We start from the raw sequence: 21,082 nt of genomic DNA on the forward strand, positions 1-21,082 counted from the left end.
TTTCGCGCGAGGGGCCCGTTCGACGGGGTGCCGGCCGACCTGGAGCACGCCCCGCCCCCTGTTCCGGGCGTCAGCCCCCGGGGCCCGACTCGCCGTCTTCGAGCAGGGGATCGAGGCGACCGTTCCTGTCGAGAGCCACCAGGTCGTCACAGCCCCCCACGTGGCGCTCGCCGATGAAGATCTGGGGCACCGTCGCGGCTCCCGCGGAACGCTCGAGCATCTCGGCCAGGGCGCCTTCCGTGCGCTCCACGTCGATCACCTCGGCCTCCACCCCCTTGGACTCGAGCAAGGCCAGGGCGCGATGACAGTAGGGGCACCAGCTGCGCGTGTAGATCGTGACTTTGGGCATGGTTTCGCCATGCACGATAGACTCCGCTTCCCGGTGGAGCAAGTGCGATTGACTACTCCCGAGTCCCGACCGAGCGTCTCCCGATCCGCCCTTCCCCAGCCCGCTTCCCCCCGCGGCGGATGGCTGACGTCACCGGGGCGTGTCGCGGGCCCCGGGGCGAGGCGACGGGCCGTGGGGGTCGGAGCCTTGACCCTGGCCCTGACCTTCCTCCCCCTCGTCACGGGCTACGCGCTGCTGCAGCGGTGGAACTGGCAGCAGATCGTCGCCACCGGGATCTACCCGGCCAGCGTTTTCTACGGGGGTTTTCCGCTGCAGATCCCCCGCCTGCTGGTCCTTTCCCTGTTCGCGCTCGACCTGGCTTTCTGGCTGAGCCTGTGGGCCGTCTCCCCCCTCGGCGAAGGCCCGCGTTCGGTCTTCGTCGCCGCCCGCCACCGTCTGCGGCGACGCCGCCTGCTGGCCCATGCTCCGCTGGTCCCCGTCGGTGCCCTGATCGTCGGCGCCCGCCTCTACGCCGAGGCCCTCTCCCTGTCGGGCGCCGGGGCCACGTGGTTCGAACCGGCCCGGCTGGCCGGGGGCGACACATCCCCGGCCGCCTCCTGGGTCTACGGCGAATCCCTGCTGCTGACTTCGCTGGCAGCCTGTTTCGGGGTCCACCTCTCACTGCTGGCCGGCCTTGCGCGTCCGGGCTGCCGGCTGCGCAACATGCTCCTGCTCCTGGCCGCCGCGGCAGGACTGACGGCGGTCGCCCGCACGCTGGTCCAACCCCTGGCCGACGGGGGACTGACCCGGGCGATGAACGCCTCCCTCGATCGGGCCGAGGCGACCTGCCCGACGGCCGCCTCCGCCGAGCCCATCGAAGCCGCGGCGAGGCTCTACGCCATCTTCATCAGAACGACGGCCGACACGCCCGGGCTGCGGCGCCTGCCCGCGGCCTGGCTGCCGCCAACGACCACGGCCTTGCCGCCGCTGCCCGTGATCTCCGACTCCGGCCTGGCCGTGGTCCTCCGCGGCGACGCGCTGCCTTCCGGCGGAGAACGAGGCGGTTTCGAATACCGGCTGACGGGAGACGGCACCGCCATCCGCTGGCCCGGCAACGTTCTTCCCTGTCCCGAAGCGCGGATCTTCAAGGGCGACCGGGGCCTGGGCTGGCCCCGGGTCCTCGAGGCGTTCGGGGAGATCGGTGAGGGGCCGCTGACCCTGGCCTTCCGGCCCGCGCCCCTGGGCCGCCCCCTCTCCCTGCCCGGGGGACCACCGCTGGTCCTGCGCCTGGCACGACAAGCGGCCGCCGGAAGTGCGAACGCCCCCCCGCCCCGACTACCGCTGCCCTTCCGCCGGCCGCTGGCTTCCGCCTCCGCCCCCTCGGGCGCCGAAAAAATCCGGCGTTTACGGCCCGGCAGGATCCATCCCTACCGCAGGGAGAAGCCCTTCGACCCCCTGTGGCACGACGCTCTTCCCCTGGTGCGGCCTCCGGCCGTCGACGGGCGGGGGCGCTGCCGCCTGCGGGTCGATGACCGGGTGTGCTGGGGCGACGTGCTCCGCGCCGTGGTCAGCGCACGTCTCGCCGGAGCCCGGGAAGTGACACTCCTGACCCCTCCGCGGTAGCCGAACCCGGGAAGCTGTCCGCCACGCCCCATCACGCTCAAGCCTCCCACCGGGGCGCCGGGAGCAACCGTGCAGCCGGGATCAGGACCGGCGCCCGAGCCGCTCGAGATTCCGGACGTAACCTTCCCGGTCGAAGGGGCCGGCAGCCTGGGCCACGTTCTGAATCGCCAGCAGCAACACCCGCAGCACCTCGTGCTCCGCTTCGTGGCGATCGCGTCCCTGGGCGACGAGCCGCTCGAGAGCCCGGGCGACCTCCGGCGGATCGCCCTGCCGGGCCTGGGTCTCGAGAACCTGGTGCAGCTGCACGTGGAGGAAGGGGTTGAGATGCTCGTCGGGCTCGCGCCCCTCCCAGTATTCGCGGAACTCCTCGTGACGCTCGAGTTGCTCGGCCACTTCCCGCTCACCGGGACTCATGTGTTCCTTCTCGTGGCGCCGAGCCCAGACCTCGCGCACGGCCCGGCGCCCGGCCCGGGCCAGGCTGCGCATGGTTTCGGCATTCTCAAAGGGGGTCATCGGGTAGCTCCTGCTTCGCCCCGCGGATCGGCCGGCGACTGTGTCAGCGAAACCCGCAGGGCGTCGGATGGCCATGGATGCTCCCCCTCCAGCAGGATCCGGCCATCGGGAGAGAAGACCCAGCCCGCGTCGGGTCGGCGGCGAACCGCCTCGAGGGCCCGGTCGAGTTGCATGGGTTCGAGGGCGTCGACCACCAGCGCCAGCCCTTCCCCCGGCTCCCCGTGGGCCAGGGCGGCCGCCACGAAGGCCCCTGCCGCAGCGCTCGATCGTCCGTCCACCCCCAGCCGCCGCGGCGCGGTCAGCAGCGTGCGCTGCGGCGCCGGCTGCCCGGCGACCCTGTTCCAGAAACGCTCGGTGGCCCGTCCGAGCACGGCGACGCGGGCGGCCGCCTCCCAGTGGCGAGGTTGGACCTCCCCCTCCGCGAGAATCGTCGCCGCCGGAAAGAAAGTGCCCGCCAGCAGGCGCGCCCGCCCCTCGGTCCGCCGCCCCCTGCCCGCGCCGATGACGACCAGCTCGACCCCCCCCAGGGCCCGTCCCAGCACCGGGGGCCGGTCGTCCGGCTCCACAGCCCGCAACAGGTCCCAGCGGGGATCCACCTCCACCTCGACCGGGGGAAACTCCGTCCGCAGGGGCACGGTGACCGACGCGCCCGCGAGCCTGCCCAGGCCGCTGATCTGCTGCCCCGCGTCGCCCCGGACCGTGACCGGGATCGGCAGATGGCAGGGCGGGTCGGCGGCCACCGTCACATCCAGGCTGTGGCGCTTGCCCTGCCGCCGTTGGCGAACCGGTCCGACCCGCAACCGCGGCGGTCGCTCCATCGCCTCCCAGGCCTCGATCCACGGGCGGCGGGACGCCCCGGCCGCCTGGCGCAGCAAGGCCGCGAAAGCCTCCCGCCCCACACGCCGGCCCCTGTGGCGGGAGAGCAACTCCCGCAGGGCCCCGAGCACCCGCTGCCGGCCCACCAGAATCTCGAGCATGTGCATTTTCATGGCGGGAGCCAGCGCGGCATCCGGGGGGCGCCAGGACTCCCCCGCCAGGCGCAGGAGCCGGCGACGATCGGCCAGAGCGCGCTCAGGCGGGAGGAAGAGACTCTCCGCCCAGCGCGCCAGCCCCTCGATCACGCCCTCGTCTCCGGCCCGGGGATGGATTCCCGCTCCGAACCACTGCCGGAGCCACTGCCGGCGCCACCAGTCGAGTCGCGGCTCGGCCAGGGCCCGGTCGAACTCGGCATCCGGGACGAGGAGCCCGCCGGCGATCGCCCGGCCTGCATCCGGGGGCCCCGTCGTCACGACTACCCGGGACCAGGGCGGCGCGCCCAACAGGCTCGCCAGTTCCGCCGCCAGGTCCCGCAACCGCGCGGCGAGCCGGCGAGCCGCGACGGGATCGACGGCGTCGGACGTCCAGACCTCCACGGCGGTCCCCTGGCCGGGCGCCCGGTAGACCCGCCGCTCGGCCACCAGCAGGTCGATGCCGTCCACCGGCTTCTTCGACTCCAGCACGAGCCCGCCCCCCGGCTCCTCCCCGGGCAAGGGAGCCCCCGAAGCGAGGACCCGGGCGGCACCCACACCTTCCAGGCGCAGCCGGTAGGGGCGCGGCGGCCCCTCGAAACGCGGATACCACGCCGCCGTCCCGGGCAGCCAGGCACCCCCGGCACCGATGCCGACGCCGCCGCCCCCCGGCGGCAGGGTCCCCCCCCAGGTCACCACGACTTCTCCTGCGCCGTCCGGAGCCGTGGAGGGCGCCACCAGGGTCCAGCGGCGCACCGGGGGGCCGGATCCGGCCGGACCGGGCGCGCGCCAGGTCAGCGGCAGGCTCCTGCCGGCCGTTGACCGCCAGGTGGCCTCCCGGGGCTCGAGGGTCGCGGCCAACCGGAAGTCGGGCGGCTGACCGATCCGACGCATCGGCAGGTGCAACGCCCCTTCGATGCGGCCCGAGGCCCTGTCGAAACGCACGTCGATGGTGAGTGCCGCCGCTGACGCGTCCGCTCCGCCACCCCGGGCCGCCGGGGCTGAAAGCACCCAGGCAGCGGCGCCCAGGAAGCACCACTGGCCGACTTGCCGGATCCGACTCATGGTGGGGATGCTAGACCAAGTTGCGGCATCCGACACGGGAGCCTCCGCGCAGAAGGGGAAGGACGGGGACCGCAGCCGCGGTGATGCGAAAGGCCACCCCCGGAGAGACGAATCCCGGGAACCGGCCGCCACCTGGAGAAAAGCCTCTCGCCAAGGCCGATGCATGGGGCGGGGGCAGTGGCTATGATGTGCGGCTCATCGAGACAGGGAGGAGACCGCCATGACCTACACCGCGACGCTGATCCCCGGGGACGGCATCGGCCGGGAAGTGACCCATGCCGCCCGGCGGGTTCTCGACGCCAGCGGCGTCGCCTTCGAGTGGGAGACCGCCGACGCCGGAGGCGAACACATCAGCCGCTACGGCACGCCCCTGCCCCAGGAGACCATCGACTCGGTGATGCGCAACCGGGTCGCCCTGAAAGGACCGATCGGCACCCCGATCGGCGCGGGCTTCCGCTCGGTGAACGTGGAACTGCGCAAGACCCTCGATCTCTTCGCCAACTTCCGGCCGGCGCGCAGCCTCGAGGGGGTCCCCACCCGCTACGCGGGAGTCAACCTGATGGTGGTCCGGGAGAACTCGGAAGGCCTGTACAGCGGCCTCGAGCACATCGTCGTGCCGGGAGTCGTCGAAAGTCAGCGGATCATCACCGAGGCCGCCAGTGAACGCATCGTGCGCTACGCCTTCGAGACCGCCCGCCGCCATGGACGGCGCAAGGTCACGGCGGTGCACAAGGCGAACATCCTCAAACTCAGCGATGGGCTCTTCCTCGAGGTCGCCCGCCGCATCGCCCGGGAGTTCCCCGGCATCGAGTACGAAGAGAGCATCGTCGACGCCACGGCGATGCGCCTGGTGCTCGACCCCTCCCTGTTCGATGTGCTGGTCATGGAGAATCTCTTCGGCGACATCATCTCCGACCTGACCTCCGGCCTGATCGGCGGGCTGGGCCTCGCCCCGAGCGCCAACATCGGCGACAAGTACGCCGTCTTCGAAGCCGTCCACGGCTCGGCGCCCGATATCGCCGGCCGGGGCATCGCCAACCCCACGGCCCTGATCCTCTCGGGCGCGCTGATGCTCGATCACCTCGGTGAACACCCGGCGGCCCGCCGGGTGGAGAAAGCCGTCTGCCGGGTGATCCGCGAGGGTGCCATCGTCACCCGCGACCTGGGAGGCAACGCGAGCACCGAGGAGTACACGGAGGCCGTCATCGCCGCCATGGAACGCGAAGGGGACGACTGATCCGCGCGGAAGAGGCTTTCGGCGCAGGCCGCTAGGAAAGCATCAGCAGGCCCAAATACCAGCGGATCAGCGGGTTGCCCCAGAATGCGGTGATCGCGGCGGCGGGGGCCAGGAAACAGCCGAAGGGAAGCTGGCGGGTCATGCCCCAGCGCCCCGACAGGAGATAGGGCAGGCTGAGCAGCGTGCCCACGATGGATGCCAGGAAGACCGTCACCACCACACCGCCGATTCCCAGGAAGGCCCCCACCCCGAGCATCATCTTCAGGTCGCCTCCTCCCATGGCGTCACGGGCGAAGAGCATCTGCCAAACCATGGCCAGGGTGAAGAACAGGCCGTAACCCAGGACCGCTCCTGCCGCCCCGGAAGCGAGCCGCGAGACCATGGACCCCTGCCCGAGAAAACCGGGAGCCAGGTCGAGCAGAGTGTTCCACGGCGCGAGAGCGATGCCGATGGCGGCCGTCGGCAGGGTCACCTTGTCGGGAAGAAGCTGGTGGTCGTAGTCCGTGAAGAAAAGCACCACCAGCGCCGAGAGCAGCGGCAGCAGGACGAAGCTGCGGGCCCCGCAGCCGAAGTGCAGGCCGGCGGCCAGCCACAACCCCGCGTTGAGGGCCTCGACCAGCGGATAGCGGGGAGAGATCGGCTCTTTGCAGTAGGCGCAGCGCCCCCCGAGCAGCAGCCAGGAGAGGATGGGCACGTTGTGCCAGGGGCGCAGGCGCCGCCGGCAGCGGGGGCAGGCCGACGGCGGCGTCACCACGCTCCGGCCCAGGGGCAGCCGATAGATGCAAACGTTGAGGAACGAACCCACCACCGCGCCGACCACCGCCAGCGCCACCAGGACTTCCACTTGCAGCAGTCGGGCCGGGCTCACCGCCCCCCCCCCTCCACGACGCCGCCTTTCGGAGAGTCCACGGTGCAGGCATCGGGATCGAAGCTCAAGGGCCGGCCCGACGCTGCGCGCGGCAGCGCGGACAGCAGACCGCTGTGCAACAACTCCTCGAGTCTCCGCGGGCAACGCCCATGGCGTTGCCGGAAGGCAGTCAGCGCCCGACGCGTATCCCGCACCGCGATCCGAGTCCGGGTCTGTTCGAGCCACATGGCGACCACCTGGGCCGTCTTCTCGTCGGGGGGATCCTCCAGGATGCGCTGATACTCGGCCAGCGCGTCTTCCAGGCTGCCCGCCTTCTCGAGCATTCTCGCAGCGAGGCGGGTCAGCTGCGGGGGAGCCCCCGGAGCGCCGGACGCTCTTCTCCAGTAGTCCCGGGCCCGGAGGTAACGCCGGTCGTTGTAGGCCTCCCAGCCGGCCCAGTAGGCGAGCTCCCAATTGTCCGGCATCCGCTCGAGTCCCAGGTCGAGCAGCTCGAGAGCCATATCCGTGTTGCGGGCCTCGAGGGACATGATCATCGCTCCCACCAGGTAGACCTCGACGTAGCGAGGATCGAGTTCGGTGATGGCTCCCGCAAAGATCTCCCGCAGATACTCGAAGCGGGAGTCGTCGTCGTAGTTCGAGTAGTACTGGATCGACCAGATGTAGAGCAGGTCGGCCAGGGTCTCCTCGTGCCCCAGGGACAGCGCGCGCAGATAGGGCCCCTGGGGCAGGTAGAGCAGCGAGGCCTGGGGGGAGGCCTGCCGGTGGCCTTCGAGCCACGCGCGTCCCTGCGCCATGCCCGCCGCCAGCATCGCCGCCAGCACCAGCCACGGCAACCAACGCCGCATCAGACCAGGTCCCGTCGGCGGAAGGCCAGCGCGGCGACCAGCAGGAGCATGCCGGCCCAGGCCAGTTCGTAGATCGTGGCCCACGCGATGCGATCGAAACCCACCGGCACACCATGGACGACAAATGCCCGGATGTCGCCGAATTCCAGGTCCGGCAGCACCAGGTAGAGCCCGTGCACCAGCTTGCGGGCCCAGGTGCCCGCCGGCAGTTTCTGCTCGAGCAGGGTCAGCGCCCAGCACAGATGGCCGACGACGTAGATCGCCGAGGTGAACAGGGCCGAGAAGATCGGCGTCGAAAAGGACGAGAAGAACACCGCCGCCGCGGTGATGAACATCAACTCGACCCAGAGCATGAAGATCGCCGCCAGCAGCGAGTGAGTGTAGGCCCCACGCCACAAGGTCATGCCCACCAGCAGCCATCCGAGGGCCGCGGTGTTGATGGAGATCGTCGCCGCCAGGCCGAGATACTTGCCGAAGATGTACTCCCAGCGGGCCACGGGCGCCGAGAGCGTGACCTGTACGGTACGTCGTTCCATCTCCCGGAAGAGGATACCCACGCCCACGAAGAGGGCGACCAGCAGGCCCAGCACGCTGATCGCCGACAGACCCAGATCTTTGATGATCTTCGCGTCGTCCCCCACGGTCATCATCGACAGCACTCGGGAGAAAAGCATCAGGGCCGCGGCAAAGACCAGCAGCAGGTAGAGCACGCGGTGCCGGATGGCTTCGGCCAGGGTCGAGTGGGCGATGGCCAGAATCCTGCTCACGATGCATCCCCCGCTTCCGCGCCCTGCAGGGTGCGCAAGAAGAGATCTTCGAGAGTCTCCCGCTGGGGAGTCAATGACAGCAGCGTTCCACCACCGGCCTGGACGGCGGCGACGATCTCGGGGGCCCGGGCCTCCGCCGGCAGGCGCCAGAGGCGCTCGTCGCCCCGTTGGGCGATCAGCTCACCCCCGGCGAGTGCGCCGCCGCCGAGCACCTCCACTTCCCAGCGCAACACGCGACGCTCGCGCTCGAGGCGGCCGAGATCCCGCACGGCGAGCAGTTTCCCGCCCTTGAGAATCGCCACACGATCACAGAGCATCTCGGCGTCGGCGAGCACGTGGGATGCGAAGAGCACCGTCACGCCCTCTTCCCGCAGGCCGAGGATCAGATCCCGGAACTCCCTGCGGCCGATGGGGTCCAACCCGCTCATCGGCTCATCGAGAATCACGAAGCGGGGGTTGCCGATCAGCGCCCGGGCCATCCCGGCACGCTGCACCATGCCCTTGGAATACTTGCGCAGAGGTCGGTCCATCGCCGCCGCCAGGCCTACCCGCTCGAGCCACTCGCCTGCGCGACGACGCCGATCCGTCCTCTCGATACCGTGCAGGCGACCGGCGAATTCCACCAGCTCCCGCCCGGTCAGGTCGTCGGGAAAGTAGGGACTCTCGGGAAGGAAGCCGACTTCCTTCCGCGCGGCGGGCTCGCTGGCCCTGCGACCCATCAGCCGCACCTCGCCCCGATCCGGGAAGATCAGCCCCAGCGCCAGCTTGATGGTCGTCGTCTTCCCCGCCCCGTTGGGACCGAGCAGACCGAGGATCTCCCCTGGCCGTACCGCCAGGTCGAGCCCGTCGAGGGAGAGCAGAGGGCGCTGCCAGAAGTGCGTGCGATAAGACTTGGAGACGCCCTCGTAGACGAGGGGCGCCCCGGCTTGTGTCGGGCTGCAAGTGGCCATAGGAGGTGACTGTTAATGCCCGGACTTGTTCATGTCAAGCCGTCGCCGGCCGACGGGCTCGACTTCAGGCTGGAACCAGCCAGCGAGAGAGCACGGCTTCGACCTGGCCCTGGTTGATCGGTTTGGCCAGATAGTCGTCCATACCCGCCGCCAGGCACTTCTCCCGGTCACCCTCCATGGCGTTGGCGGTCAGGGCGATCACCGGAATCCGCCCCCTCTCCCCGGGAAGTTGCCGGATCTTCTCGGTGGCTGCGAAACCGTCCATGCCGGGCATCTGGCAGTCCATGAAGACCAGCGCGAAGTCTTCCCGCCTGATGATCTCCAGCGATTCCTCTCCCCCCGAGGCGCACACCACCCGGCAACCGAGGCGGGTGAGCAGCTTCTCGGCGACGCGGAGGTTGATCTTGTTGTCATCGACCACCAGCACCTTGGCGGCCTGCCAGTCCGCCGGACGGGCCACCGGGGTCTTCGGTGCCGGCACTCTCCTCTCTTCGTGCGGCTTGATGCCGGTCAGCAGCTTGCGCAGCAGGCGTGCCGGGTGGACCGGCTTGGAGATCCGTTCGCAGGTTCCCGCCCGCTCGCAGACCATGCGCGCTGGATCCGCACCCAGGGGAAGCAGGAAGAGAACCCGAACCTCCCGCAGGGATGGATGGGCGTGCACGGCAGCCGAGAAATGCAGCAGATCGTTCTGCGTCTCGCCCACGTCGACCAGCAACCAGTCGCAACTCCCCTGGAAAGCGCTGATCTCCTCGGCGCCGGCGGCCTCGATCACCTGCGCTCCGAAGAGTTCGAGCTGTTCCCGCAGCAGCGCGCGCAGGCTGGCGTTCTTCCCGACCAGGAGGATCCGCCGGCTTTTGAGCGGCGGCTCACGGCCGACGGCCAGGTTGCCGCCGAGTTCCACGTGGAACCAGAAGCAGCTTCCCTCACCCTGACGGCTGGCGACACCGATGGCGCCTCCCATCTGCTCGACGAGATGGCGACAGATGGTCAGTCCCAGGCCCGTCCCTCCATAGCGACGGGCGAAGGAACTGTCCTCCTGGGAAAAGGGTTCGAAGATCTTTTCCCGGGCCGCGCTCTCGATACCGATTCCCGAATCCTCGACTTCGAATCGAACCCGGATCCGCCCGGGCTGCCCGGCGTCGCCGGCCGAGACACGAATCGTCACCTGTCCCCGCTCGGTGAACTTGATCGCGTTGCCCACCAGGTTGGTCAGCACCTGGCGCACGCGGTGGGGATCTCCAACGACCGATTCGGGCACATCGCTGGTCACCAGGTAACCCAGCTCCAGGCCCTTTTTCGCGGCACGAGCCGCCATCAACGCCGCCACGGAGGCGACCATCTCGGACAGGTCGAACTCGATCTCTTCGAGGCCGATCCGGCCGGCCTCGATCTTCGACAGGTCGAGCACATCGTTGATGATCGCCAGCAGTGCCTTGCCGGAGCTGTGGATGATCTCGGCATACTCGGCCTGCTCGCTGCTGAGTTCGGTCCTCAGCAGCAGCTCTGTCATACCCAGTACACCATTCATCGGCGTGCGGATCTCGTGGCTCATGGTAGCCAGGAAGGCGGACTTCGCCTCCGCCGCCTGCCGGGCGGCGGCCAGGGCCTCCTGCAGCGCCTGGTTGGCCCGGTTGAGTTCCCGCTGGTGGGCTTCGAGATCGCGGGTCCGCTCCCGCACCTTCTCTTCCAGATCCCGGTTCTGGCGCTCGATACTGCGGATCTGGTAGCGGAAGGCGCCGTACACCATCGCGCCCACCAGGAACGCGGCCATCGTGTAAAACCACCAGGTTCGCCAGTAAGGCGTCCTGATACGGAAGCCGATCCGGGCGGGCACGGGGGAAGTCACCCCATCCGCGTTGGTCGCCTGGACCAGGAAGGTGTATTCACCGTAGGGCAGGTTGGAGTAGGTGGCGCTGGTGCGGGAGGTCGGAGCCATCCAATCCTTGTCGAAGCCCTCGAGCTTGTATCGATAGCGCACCTTGGTCGGCGCCGTGGTGGAGATGCCGATGAAGTCGAAAGTCAGGTGGTTCTGGTTGTACCGCAGCTCGAGGCCATCGGTGAAGTCGATCGGCTCGAGGAAGATCTGGACTCCCGTGATATGCACCTTGGGCGGAACCATGTTGCGCCGGTCGGCACGGCGGTTGTAGCGCACGGCGCCGTCGATCGTACCCAGCCAGATATAGCCCCGATCATCCTTGTAGACGGCGTGGACGTTGGTCTCCAGGCCCGCGAACCCCTCGTCCTTTCCGAAATGAGTGAAGGCCCCGGGCACGCCGTCCCACTTGTACAGACCGTTGTTGGTGCCCACCAGCACGCGGTCGTCGTCCGTACAGGCCACGAGGTAGACATTCTCCCGGCTGACACGACTCCCCTCGGAGACGTTGACGAAGCGGCCGCCGCTGAAGTAGTAGACGCCCCCGTCGTCCGTTCCGATCCACAACCGCCCCCGCGAATCCTCGTCGATGGAGTTGAGGGACAGGTGCCCGAGCCCGCGCTCCCGGCCGTAGAAGACGAAGCGTCCCATGCGGCCGCCGGTTGCAGGCAGGTAGCGGGCGAGCCCCATATCCGAAGTCGTCAACCAGATCCGATTCTCCCGGTCGACGAAGACGTCGTAGACGGAAGTGTCGGTCTTGCCCTCCCGCAGGCGGAAGAGATCCAGCTTCCCCTGCGCGAGATCCGCCCCGGGCGCTTTCGGCATCCGGTAGCGGGCCACGCCGTGCCCCAGCATGCCGAACCACAAGCTCCCGTCAGGCCCCGCCGTCAACCCGAGCAGACGATGGGTCGGCAACCCGTCATCGACGCCCAGGTAGTCCACCTCGCCGCTGGCCGGATCGTAGCGGGCCAGGCCCCCTCGATCGATGGTGAACCAGACCTGGCCGGCATCGTCCACGTGAACGCCCCGTACGCTCAGTGCCGGCAGGCCGGCACTCGCCGCCAGTACGAGATCGGGAGGACCCACATGGTCGGGATCGGGATAGGGCACGTGGATCAGGCCGCCCTGGGTACCAAACCAGAGGTCCCCCTGCCGGTCCTGGGTCGCCTCCCAGATCACGGACTGGAGCGGATCCTCCCCCTGGAGGAGGACCGTGAAAGGACTCGGGCGGTAGAGGGAGGCACCCCGCCCGTCCGTTCCGAGCCAGACATTCCCTTCGCGATCCAGCATCAGCGCGCGGAAGCGCGTGAAACTGAGGCCATCATCGATGCCATAGCTCTGCAGGACCCGGATCCGGTGCCCCGTCGGGTCGGGCGCAACGCGCAGGACTCCCCCCCCGAAACTGGCCAGCCACAGGACTTCACCCGTGACACCGGCAACCGGCAGGATCTGCTCGATGGCATACATCGGCAGAGGTTGATCGGGCTCGAGAGGCGAGTCCAGGGAAGCACAGTCCCTGTCCGTGGCCGGACAGGCGTAAAGGTCGCCGTTCTCCGCACCGAACCAGAGATTGCCGGCTCTGTCGATCGCTGCCGTGCGAAAGGCGACTTCGGCGGCACCCCCGATCTTGCGGAAAGGCCCCTCCACGGATACGGCCCCGCGGGCATCGGCTCGCGCCCTGTAGAGTCCGCGGTCGGTGGCCAGCCACAGGTAGCCCCGGCCAAAGACCACGCCGAAGACCTTGTCCGGCGGGAGGTGCAGCGGATCGACCCGCCGCAGCCAGCCCTCACCGTCGAAGCGCTGGAGCCCGTTGCCTTCGGTAGCCAGCCAAAGGTTGCCGGCGGCGTCCTCGGCCAGGGCGTGCACCTCGCCGGGGCTTCCCTTCTCGGGCGGGGGGAAGACGGAAAAACCGTTCCCGTCCCAACGGCTGAGTCCGCCGGCGGCGTGAGCCAACCAGACTCGGCCCCCGCGATCGACGAACGCCGCAGTGATACGGTTGTCGAGCAGGCCATCCCGGGTCGTGAACGTTCTGAAGTGCAGGCCGTCGAAGCGCGACAGACCGTACTGCGTGCCCAGCCAGATGTAGCCGTCCCGGTCCTGGACCATGGCCTCGACCTGGGACTGGCTCAGGCCATCTTCCACCGTGAAATGGCGAAAAACGGCCTCCTCCGCCACGGATGCGAGGCCGGGCAGAGACAGGAAAACGACGAGAGCCCCCAAGGGGCCCAGTGGCCGGAGGCGTTTCAAGCTCGGCTCCGCATGCTCCTTCCGCCCGGACCCGCCGCGTCCATCGGACCCGGGCGATGGTGGCAGCCTCGCCGGGGAGGCCGGCGGTGGGAATACAACGGCCCTCGCGCCGGAGTCTCCGGAGGCTGCCTGCTCACATCGTCTAAACTGGATTCCCGGGGGGGCCGGGGCAAGCCGTCCCCATCGGCCCCGGCAGAAACCGACTCGCAGTCACACTCGTCGGACAGTCGGCGCTGGACAGTCAGCGCTCCGGTTCACCCGCCGGAATCCCCGCCTGGCGGGCCAGGGTGAGATAGAGGCTTTCCTGGCGGCGAACCATGGTATCGATATCCCACGCCTCGACCCGCCGGCGGGCCCGACGGCCCATGGCCCGCGCCCGCCGGGGATCCGCCAGCAGGGCGGTCACCCCCCGGGCCAACCGCTCCACGTCACCGGCCTCCGCCAGAAAGCCCGTCTCGCCCTCTTCGACGGCCTCGGGGCTGCCGTCCACCGCCGTCACCACCACGGGCCGTCCCGCCGCCATCGCCTCCGGGATCACCCTCGGCAGCCCTTCGTGCCGGGAGGTGAGCACCAGCACGTCGATGGCCGCGAGAACCTGCTCGGGATCCCGGCGCCAGCCCAGCAGGTGGAAACGCCCCTCAAGGCCCCGCGAGCCGACCTCGGCCTCCACCGCGGCCCGCAACTCGCCATCGCCGGCCAGCAGGAAGTGGGCCCCGGGTACCTCCCGCCTGACCCGCTCGGCGACCAGCACGTAGTCCAGCGGCGCCTTCTGGGGTTTGAGACAGGCGATCATGCCGGCCAGTGGAGCCTCGGCGGGCAGGCCCAGAGCCTGGCGCGCCCGGCGCCGGATCGTCTCATCCTCGGCGACCGTCTCGAAGCGATCGATCTCGATTCCGGAGTAGATCACCTCGAAGGCCTCGGCGGCGGCGATCTTGCGACGCTGCCCTTCGAGAGCGTTGGCCCGGGACACCGCCACGAGCTGGGTGCTCAGTTGTGCGGCGAATCTCTCGAGGGAAACGAAAATCCTCTGGCCCAGGATCGACTGGAGGGGCGTAAAACCCCACCCGTGCACGGTGTGCACGATGATGGGAACCCCGGCCAGAACCGCCGCCAGGCGCCCGAGAATCCCCGCCTTGGACGAATGGGTGTGGACGATCTGCGGTGCCAGCCGCTGCAGGCGACGGCGCAAGTCGGCCAGGGCCAGCAGGTCGCGCCCCGGTGCCACGGGGCGGGCCAGATGCGGGCAGGTCTCGAAGTGCAGCCCTTCGACGGCACGAGCCTGCGCTTCGAGCAGACCGCCGGAGCCCGCCACCAGGATCGGCTCGAAGCGATCGCGGTCCAGGTGTGCGACGGTATAGAGAGTGTTCTGCTGGGCCCCACCCAGTTCGAGCTGGGTGATCAGGTGGGCCACCTTCAGCCGGCGCATGGCTTGCCGACGAGTTTGCGGGCCGTCTCTCGCCCGTCGAGCAGCGCCCGTTCCATGTAGCTGTAGCACCAACCCCCGAAACGTCCGATCGAAACGATCCCCTGCTCGGCCAGCCAGCGCCGGGCCCGGCGGACCCGCTCGGTCCGCGAGTCGTCATAGAGGACGTAGGCCGGATCGATCAGGGCGGCATGGGCATGGACGACCTCGTCGGAGGCCTCCAGCAGACCGGCTCGTTCGAGCCCCTCCCGCGCCGGAGCGAGCCACTCGCCGGGACCGTCCACCACCGTCCCCGGCTTGCAGGAAAACTCTACGGACAGCGAGACATGCCCCTCGGGCGCCATCGCGGGACAGACGTTGGAAGGAAAGCCCACCCTGTAGAAGGGATATTCGGGCTCGGGGAAGTACAGCCAGTGGGCGCCCTCGGCGATGGCCGGGCGGCGCACGCCCAGTTGCAGGTCGACCACGGCACTGGCGCGCAGCCCCCTGCCGGAAGGAGCGCCGGAGCCGGACAGGCACCCGAGCAGGGCGGGCAGCGGCAGCGTGGACACCAGCTTGTCGTAGGCCAGGCGTTCACCATCGGCGAGGATCACTTCCCGGGCCTCGACATCGACGCCGACGCACTCGCGGCGATAGCGGATCGTCTCTTCGACCCGGGCCGCCAGGGCCCGCCAGAGGCGATCGATCCCGCCGGAGCGGGGGTAGAGAAAACGGGGGTTGTAGCCCATCCCCGGGTTGCCCAGGCCCAATGCGCCGCGCACCACCTGCTCGAGACTCGGCCGCGGCACGGCCCAGGCCACCCACTCGGCGGTGATCTCGGCCGGGTCCACGCCGAAGAGCTTGGCGTTGTAGGGCAACATGAAGGCTTCGGCCAGGGCATCGCCGAAGACCTCCCGAGCCCAGCGATCGAAAGGCAGGCGCCCGTCGGTGGGAGCTTCGCCCCGGCGTTCGGCCGCGATGAAGTCGAGCAGGCAGCGCGCCGCCATCTCCGCCGGCAAGGCGTGAAGATGGGCCTGGAAAGGGAAGGCCACCCGCCGCCCGCGGAAGTGGATGCCGGCCTTTCTTTCGACCTCCATCAGCTCGTCGCCCAGCAGGGAGAAGACCAGCTCCTTCATGTCCGGATCGCGCAGATGGAGATAGTGCCCGGTCCAGTCGAAGGTGAATCCGTCGCTGCGCCGGGAGGCACACAGGCCTCCGGAATGGGGCTCCCGCTCGAGGACGACGACTTCCGTCCCCGGGTCGAGAAGGCGCAGATGGTAGGCCGTGGACAGACCCGCTGGACCGGCTCCGAGAATGACGATCATCGCCTCAGGCACCTCTTCCTCGCCGCGCCGAGTCGAAGGCCGGCGGGGCTTCCCGGGAGAATATGGGGGCTCTCGGGGAAAAACGAAAGCGGCGTTCGCACCGCCGCACTCGACCGGGATCCGCTTCAGAGGCCCATGTCGATCGTCTTCAGCCAGGCGGTGACGGCCAGCGCGGCAACCAGCAGAAGCCCCAGCAGGGCCGCGGCCCAGGCCACGGGCAGGAGCATCACGGCCACACCACTGATCCCGAGGAAGATCGAAACGCCCACATTGGCCCGCACCGTCGCCCGGGTGGACAGGCGCCAGCGGCGCAAACGCAGGGCTACGTGATCCGGAGAGCCGAGCATCACGCTCATGCCCCGGCGCCAGCGGATGTACATCACGAAGAGCATGTCGAAGAGGGGCACACCCAGGATCAACAGCGGAGCGAGGGCCCCGAGGCGATGCACACCGGTGTATTGATTGACGAAGGCCAGGGCGCCGAGCAGGAATCCCGCGAAGAGGCTGCCCGTGTCGCCCAGGTAGATCCGGGCCGGCTCCACGTTGAAACGCCGGAAGCCGAGCAGGGCCCCCGCCAGGGAAGCGGCGACGCAGGCCGGGGCCACCTGTCCGCCGTAGAGGGCGATCGCCGCCAGGAAGAGCGCGGCCACGGCCCCCACACCGCTGGACAGGCCGTCCATGATGTCGATCAGGTTGAAGGCATTGGTGGCGGCCAGCATCCAGAGAACCGTCAGCGGGACACTGGCCCACCAGGGCAGGAAGACGAGCTGCAGGCTGACTCCGGCGCGAATCAGGACAGCCACCGCCAGGAGCTGGCCGGCCAGCTTGGCCCCGGGGGAGATCGAACCCAGGTCGTCGATCAGGCCCAGGACCAGGACGATCGACCCGCCCAGCAGCAGGGCCAGGGCCTGCTGATCGAAACGATAGGTCACTCCGAGGGCCACGAGCACCCCCAGCGCCACCGCCACACCGCCGAGATAGGGCACCGGCCGGCGCTGGGTCTTGAGCCGACCGTCGGGCCGGTCGACGATACCCAGCCGGGTGGCGGCTTCGATCAGCCGTGGGGTCATCAGCCGGGCGACCACCGCCGCCACGACGAAGGAAGCCGGCGCCGCCACCAGCGGCCAGGCCGCCCCCATCACAGGACCTCCCGGCCCGGCTTCCACAGCCCCCGGGGAGGCACCCGGCGGGTCCATGCGCCCCATCTCCCGCGACGATCGCGATCGTCCCGGCGCCGACGCCAGGCGCGGGCGAGCAGCGAGCGGTACCTCCACAACTCGGCGAGCACCTGGGGCCGCAGCAGCAGGCAGGCCCCGAGTTGCGCCACTTCCCGGGGCAGCCACCACGGCAGGTCCGCCAGCAGGCTCCCCGGGCGATCGTGACGTAACAGGGAGAGGTAACGATTCTTGATGATGTGCGCGGTCAGTTCCGGAGAGCGCGTGAAGGCCAGCCCCAACTTCCCGCGGCCCGCCCCACCGGAACGCAGATGGACGGCCACCGCCTCGGGACGGCAAACGGCCTTCCAGCCCGCCCGCCAGGCCCGCCAACCCACCTCGAGATCCTCCCGAAAGGCGAAGTAGCTCTCGTCGAAGAACTCCTGCCCGTCGGCGATGTCCTCGATCATCTCCCGCCTGTAGAACGGCGCCGCCCCGCAGGCGGAGAGGACCGGACCCGCCTGATCCCGGGCCGGGTCGAAGGGGACGGAGAATCCCCGGTCGACGGTCTTCCGGGAACGGGCGAGAAAAAGCCCCGAACTGTCGACGGTGCGCCGATCCGGGCGCAGCAGCAGGCCGGCGACAATGCCCACGCGGGGATCCTCGAATCCCCGGAGGGCCTGTTCGATGAAGTCGGGATCGAGTCGCACGTCGGGGTTGAGCAGGAGGAGAAAGTCGCCCCCGGCCAGCCGCAACCCCCGGTTGAAGCCACCGGAGTAGCCGTGATTGCGGGTCATCACCACCAGTCGCGCCCGGCCCCCGGCGATGGCCTCGACCTGTTCGGGGGTGCCGTCGGAAGAGGCGTTGTCCACGACGATCACCTCGTCCGGCTCTCGTGTCTGGGCCCAGACGGACGCCAGCGCCTCTCCCACCAGTCGGCGGGAGTTCCAGGTCAAGAGCAGAACGCTGACAGTGGGCTTCGTCATGGCTTCGACCAGGGCACGCTATGCAACCCTCGGCCACAGGTCAACCCTCTCCGAGTTGACGGCGGCTGTCCGAGGACTGAACTTCGACTCGTGGAAGCCACGCCGGGCACACGGGATCCGCCGCGAAAGAGATCTCCCCAGGACCCCACCCGCACGAGAGGTGCTGCTGATGGCGATTCCCGATAGCATTCTCGATGGCATCGAGCGTCTCGATCCCCTGCCTGTCAGCGTGCAGCGCCTGATCGAGGCTCTCGACGACGAAAATCTCCACCTGGCGGACGTGGCCGACATCATCGAGGAGGATGCGGCGCTGACCGCCAACGTGCTGCGACTCGTCAATTCCTCGCTCTACGCCGGGCGCTTCGAGATCACTCGACTGCGCGACGCCGTCACCCGCCTGGGCACCGCGGAACTGCTGCACCTGACGCTGGGGTCCTACATCACCACGCTGACCCTGCCCGCGCCGCTCTATGGCCCTGAGTGAAGAGGAAATCTGGCTCCACGCCGCCGTGACGGCCCAGGCTGTCCGAGAGATCATCGCGGCCCGGCCCGATGCCGGCATTCCCCCCATGGCTCCCGTGGCCGGACTCCTCCACGATATCGGCAAGCTGCTGGTCGTGCGCTACCTGGACGCCGACCTGGAAACCATCGTCGACCTTTGCCGCAGTGAAGGCTGTTCGTTCGTCGAAGCCGAACGACAACTCTTCGGCTGCGACCCTACCGAGGTAGGGGCGCAGATCGCCGGAAAATGGGGCTTCCCCGAAGCGGTCCAGCAGGGTATCGCCCATCATCACGACTCGCCACTGCCGGTGGAAGCCCCCTTGCTCGACGCCGTCGTGGTGGCCAACCTGGTGGCCAAGACCGTCGGCGTGGGACTCGGCGCCGAAGGCATGGGGTTCGAGGTCGACACTGCCTCGTCGCAACGGCTGGGCCCCGACTACACCGGCTTCTGCCGGATTTGCAGCCGGACCGCCCAGGCGGCACAGGCTTTGCGCGAGACCCTCGCCGAATCCCGCGAAGGCGCCGCCACCGGGGCTTGACGGGGCGAAAGGCGCCTTGCCCGGTCCTGCGGCAACACCCGACACGGCGGTGATACCGGTTTTCGCACGAGACCCTCAGCCGCCATCGCCGTCCCTTCCTCCCGCTCCCCGCACCGCGAAAACTGCGTCCGCGGACTGCTAGTAACCCAGGGAGAGGCCGTCCTTTCGCGACTCGGTGGCTCCGCTGAGCACCCCGGTCCGGGGATCGATGCAGACCGCCTGATAGCCACCGTAGAGGCCCACGGCGGGCTGAATACGATGTCCACGGCGCACCAGTTCGCGAACGATCTCGGGGTCGACGCCCGTCTCGAGGTGCAGCAACCCGCCTGTACTCATCAGCGTGCCCGTGGGCTGGGAAGATCCCGTGTGGACGAAGCGTGGCGCGTCACCCGCTTCCTGCAGGTTCATGCCGAAGTCGACCAGGTTGACGACGATCTGAGCGTGGGCCTGGGGCTGGGTCGCCCCTCCCATCACGCCGAACGCGCACCAGGGAACACCCTGGCGCGTGAGAAACGCCGGAATGATGGTGTGAAACGGTCGCTTGCCCGGCACGAGGAAGTTCGGGTGCCCCTTTTCCAGGTTGAACAGGGCGCCCCGGTTCTGGATGCCGAAACCCAGCTCCGGCACTACATAGCCCGATCCGAAGCCGGTGTAGTTGCTCTGGATCAGGGAAACGAGGTTCCCCTCCGAGTCGCCGACGGCAAGGTAGGTCGTATCTCCCCGCTCCAGTCCGGGATGACCCGGATCGACGCTCTTCGCCGCCCTGTCCATGCGAATCCGGGCACGCCGGCGCCGAGCGTAGTCCTTCGTGAGCAAACCCTCGACCGGCACCTCGACCATGGCCGGATCGGCATAGAAGCGGGCCCGGTCGGCAAAAGCCAACTTCTTGGCCTCGACCATCAGGTGCCAGAAATCCGCCGAGTCACGGCCGAGAGAGGCGATGTCGAACAGCTCGAGGATGTTGAGCATCTCCAACGCCGCCAGGCCTTGCCCGTTGGGCGGCAACTCCCACAACTCCACACCCCGGTAGGAGGTGGAGATCGGCTCCACCCACTCCGAGTGGTGACCGGCGAAGTCCTCGAGAGAGAAGAACCCGCCCTGGACCTGGGAGAACGCCACGATCGCACGGGCGATGGGGCCCTTGTAGAAGGCGTCCCGCCCCCCGTCGGCCAGGATCTCGAAAGTGCGGGCCAGGGCGGGGTTGGCGAACACCTCCCCTTCCCGCGGCGCCCGGCCGCCGGGCAAGAACACTTCGGCGAAGCCCGGCTTCGAACCGAAAACCCGCGCTGAACGGGCCCAGGCTCCGGCGATCACCTGGGGCACCGGCGCTCCCTCGCGGGCCAGCCGAATCGCCGGAGCGAGAACCTCGGCCATGGGAAGCACGCCGTAGCGGTCATGCAGTTCGAACCAGCCGTCCACGGCCCCCGGAACGGTCCAGGCGTAGGGGCTGTAGAGCGGAATCGTGCCATCCTCTTCCGCCGGAATCTTCGCGGCGCTCAGCGCCCCGGGAGCCCGCCCTGAAGCGTTGAGCCCCACCAGCTCGCCCTTCTGCGCATCCCAGACCATGGCGAACAGGTCGCCGCCAGGCCCACACGCCACCGGTTCGAGAAAAGCCAGGGCCGCGTTGACAGCGATCGCGGCATCGACGGCGTTACCCCCCCGGCGCAGAATCTCCACCCCCACCTGCGCCGCCAGGGGATGGGCCGCCGAGACCATCCCGTGTCTCGCATAGGTCACCGAGCGAGTGGCCAGCAAGCGCCCTTCGGGACGGTCGGCGGCGCGCATGACCGGCAGTACCGGCACCACGGCCAGGCAAACGATCAGCAAGGCAAGGACGGTTCTGCGCTTCATG

General features: G+C 69.2%; 17 protein-coding genes. 4 read left to right on the plus strand and 13 right to left on the minus strand.

Annotated elements, in window-relative coordinates:
* Positions 1-70 precede the first annotated feature (70 nt).
* Positions 71-349, minus strand: a complete 279-nt coding sequence (gene grxC / locus Q9Q40_12850) for a glutaredoxin 3 (protein ID MDQ7008109.1) — start codon at positions 347-349, stop codon at positions 71-73.
* 171 nt (positions 350-520) lie between these two features.
* Here grxC and Q9Q40_12855 point away from each other — a divergent pair, with 171 nt between their 5' ends.
* Positions 521-1,951 (plus strand): hypothetical protein, encoded by a 1,431-nt coding sequence (locus Q9Q40_12855; protein MDQ7008110.1) that lies wholly within the window; start codon positions 521-523, stop codon positions 1,949-1,951.
* Positions 1,952-2,032: 81 nt separating this feature from the next.
* Here Q9Q40_12855 and Q9Q40_12860 read toward each other — a convergent pair whose 3' ends face one another.
* Both Q9Q40_12860 and Q9Q40_12865 read right to left on the minus strand, forming a co-directional pair.
* Positions 2,033-2,464 carry a DUF1841 family protein gene (locus Q9Q40_12860; GenBank protein ID MDQ7008111.1) on the minus strand — a complete coding sequence of 144 codons (432 nt, stop codon included), beginning with the start codon at positions 2,462-2,464 and terminating at the stop codon, positions 2,033-2,035.
* The gene (locus Q9Q40_12865; protein ID MDQ7008112.1) at positions 2,461-4,536 is read right to left on the minus strand and encodes a hypothetical protein; all 2,076 of its coding nucleotides are present in this window, start codon (positions 4,534-4,536) and stop codon (positions 2,461-2,463) included. Before Q9Q40_12865 ends, Q9Q40_12860 begins: the two co-directional genes overlap by 4 nt.
* Positions 4,537-4,756: 220 nt before the next feature.
* Between Q9Q40_12865 and Q9Q40_12870 the strand changes: the two genes are divergently transcribed.
* Positions 4,757-5,773, plus strand: coding sequence for an isocitrate/isopropylmalate dehydrogenase family protein (locus Q9Q40_12870; protein ID MDQ7008113.1), 1,017 nt, complete (start codon positions 4,757-4,759; stop codon positions 5,771-5,773).
* Positions 5,774-5,804: 31 nt separating this feature from the next.
* Here Q9Q40_12870 and Q9Q40_12875 read toward each other — a convergent pair whose 3' ends face one another.
* From Q9Q40_12875 to Q9Q40_12915, 9 genes are all read right to left on the minus strand, one after another.
* A complete protein-coding gene (locus Q9Q40_12875) occupies positions 5,805-6,641 on the minus strand; it encodes a prepilin peptidase (protein MDQ7008114.1) in 837 nt (278 codons plus the stop codon).
* Positions 6,638-7,486 (minus strand): hypothetical protein, encoded by an 849-nt coding sequence (locus Q9Q40_12880; GenBank protein ID MDQ7008115.1) that lies wholly within the window; start codon positions 7,484-7,486, stop codon positions 6,638-6,640. The genes Q9Q40_12875 and Q9Q40_12880 overlap by 4 nt, the downstream gene beginning before the upstream one ends.
* Positions 7,486-8,253 (minus strand): ABC transporter permease subunit, encoded by a 768-nt coding sequence (locus Q9Q40_12885; protein MDQ7008116.1) that lies wholly within the window; start codon positions 8,251-8,253, stop codon positions 7,486-7,488. Before Q9Q40_12885 ends, Q9Q40_12880 begins: the two co-directional genes overlap by 1 nt.
* The gene (locus Q9Q40_12890) at positions 8,250-9,203 is read right to left on the minus strand and encodes an ABC transporter ATP-binding protein (protein MDQ7008117.1); all 954 of its coding nucleotides are present in this window, start codon (positions 9,201-9,203) and stop codon (positions 8,250-8,252) included. The genes Q9Q40_12885 and Q9Q40_12890 overlap by 4 nt, the downstream gene beginning before the upstream one ends.
* A 64-nt stretch (positions 9,204-9,267) precedes the next feature.
* Positions 9,268-13,323 carry a two-component regulator propeller domain-containing protein gene (locus tag Q9Q40_12895; GenBank protein ID MDQ7008118.1) on the minus strand — a complete coding sequence of 1,352 codons (4,056 nt, stop codon included), beginning with the start codon at positions 13,321-13,323 and terminating at the stop codon, positions 9,268-9,270.
* 241 nt (positions 13,324-13,564) lie between these two features.
* A complete protein-coding gene (locus Q9Q40_12900) occupies positions 13,565-14,749 on the minus strand; it encodes a glycosyltransferase family 4 protein (protein ID MDQ7008119.1) in 1,185 nt (394 codons plus the stop codon).
* Positions 14,737-16,062: an FAD-dependent oxidoreductase gene (locus Q9Q40_12905; protein ID MDQ7008120.1), complete on the minus strand. Its 1,326-nt coding sequence runs from the start codon at positions 16,060-16,062 to the stop codon at positions 14,737-14,739. The genes Q9Q40_12900 and Q9Q40_12905 overlap by 13 nt, the downstream gene beginning before the upstream one ends.
* Before the next feature lie 113 nt (positions 16,063-16,175).
* Entirely contained in the window at positions 16,176-17,189 is a 1,014-nt protein-coding gene (locus Q9Q40_12910; GenBank protein MDQ7008121.1) for an MraY family glycosyltransferase, read from the minus strand.
* Positions 17,189-18,190: a glycosyltransferase family 2 protein gene (locus tag Q9Q40_12915; GenBank protein ID MDQ7008122.1), complete on the minus strand. Its 1,002-nt coding sequence runs from the start codon at positions 18,188-18,190 to the stop codon at positions 17,189-17,191. Before Q9Q40_12915 ends, Q9Q40_12910 begins: the two co-directional genes overlap by 1 nt.
* A 169-nt stretch (positions 18,191-18,359) precedes the next feature.
* On the opposite strand from Q9Q40_12915, the gene Q9Q40_12920 reads away from it, so the two are divergent.
* Positions 18,360-18,674, plus strand: a complete 315-nt coding sequence (locus tag Q9Q40_12920) for an HDOD domain-containing protein (protein MDQ7008123.1) — start codon at positions 18,360-18,362, stop codon at positions 18,672-18,674.
* Positions 18,661-19,230, plus strand: coding sequence for an HDOD domain-containing protein (locus Q9Q40_12925; GenBank protein ID MDQ7008124.1), 570 nt, complete (start codon positions 18,661-18,663; stop codon positions 19,228-19,230). Before Q9Q40_12920 ends, Q9Q40_12925 begins: the two co-directional genes overlap by 14 nt.
* A 138-nt stretch (positions 19,231-19,368) precedes the next feature.
* Here Q9Q40_12925 and ggt read toward each other — a convergent pair whose 3' ends face one another.
* A complete protein-coding gene (gene ggt / locus Q9Q40_12930) occupies positions 19,369-21,081 on the minus strand; it encodes a gamma-glutamyltransferase (GenBank protein MDQ7008125.1) in 1,713 nt (570 codons plus the stop codon).
* Position 21,082 lies beyond the last annotated feature (1 nt).

The organism is Acidobacteriota bacterium, assembly GCA_030949985.1.
Taxonomy (GTDB): domain Bacteria; phylum Acidobacteriota; class Polarisedimenticolia; order J045; family J045; genus JALTMS01.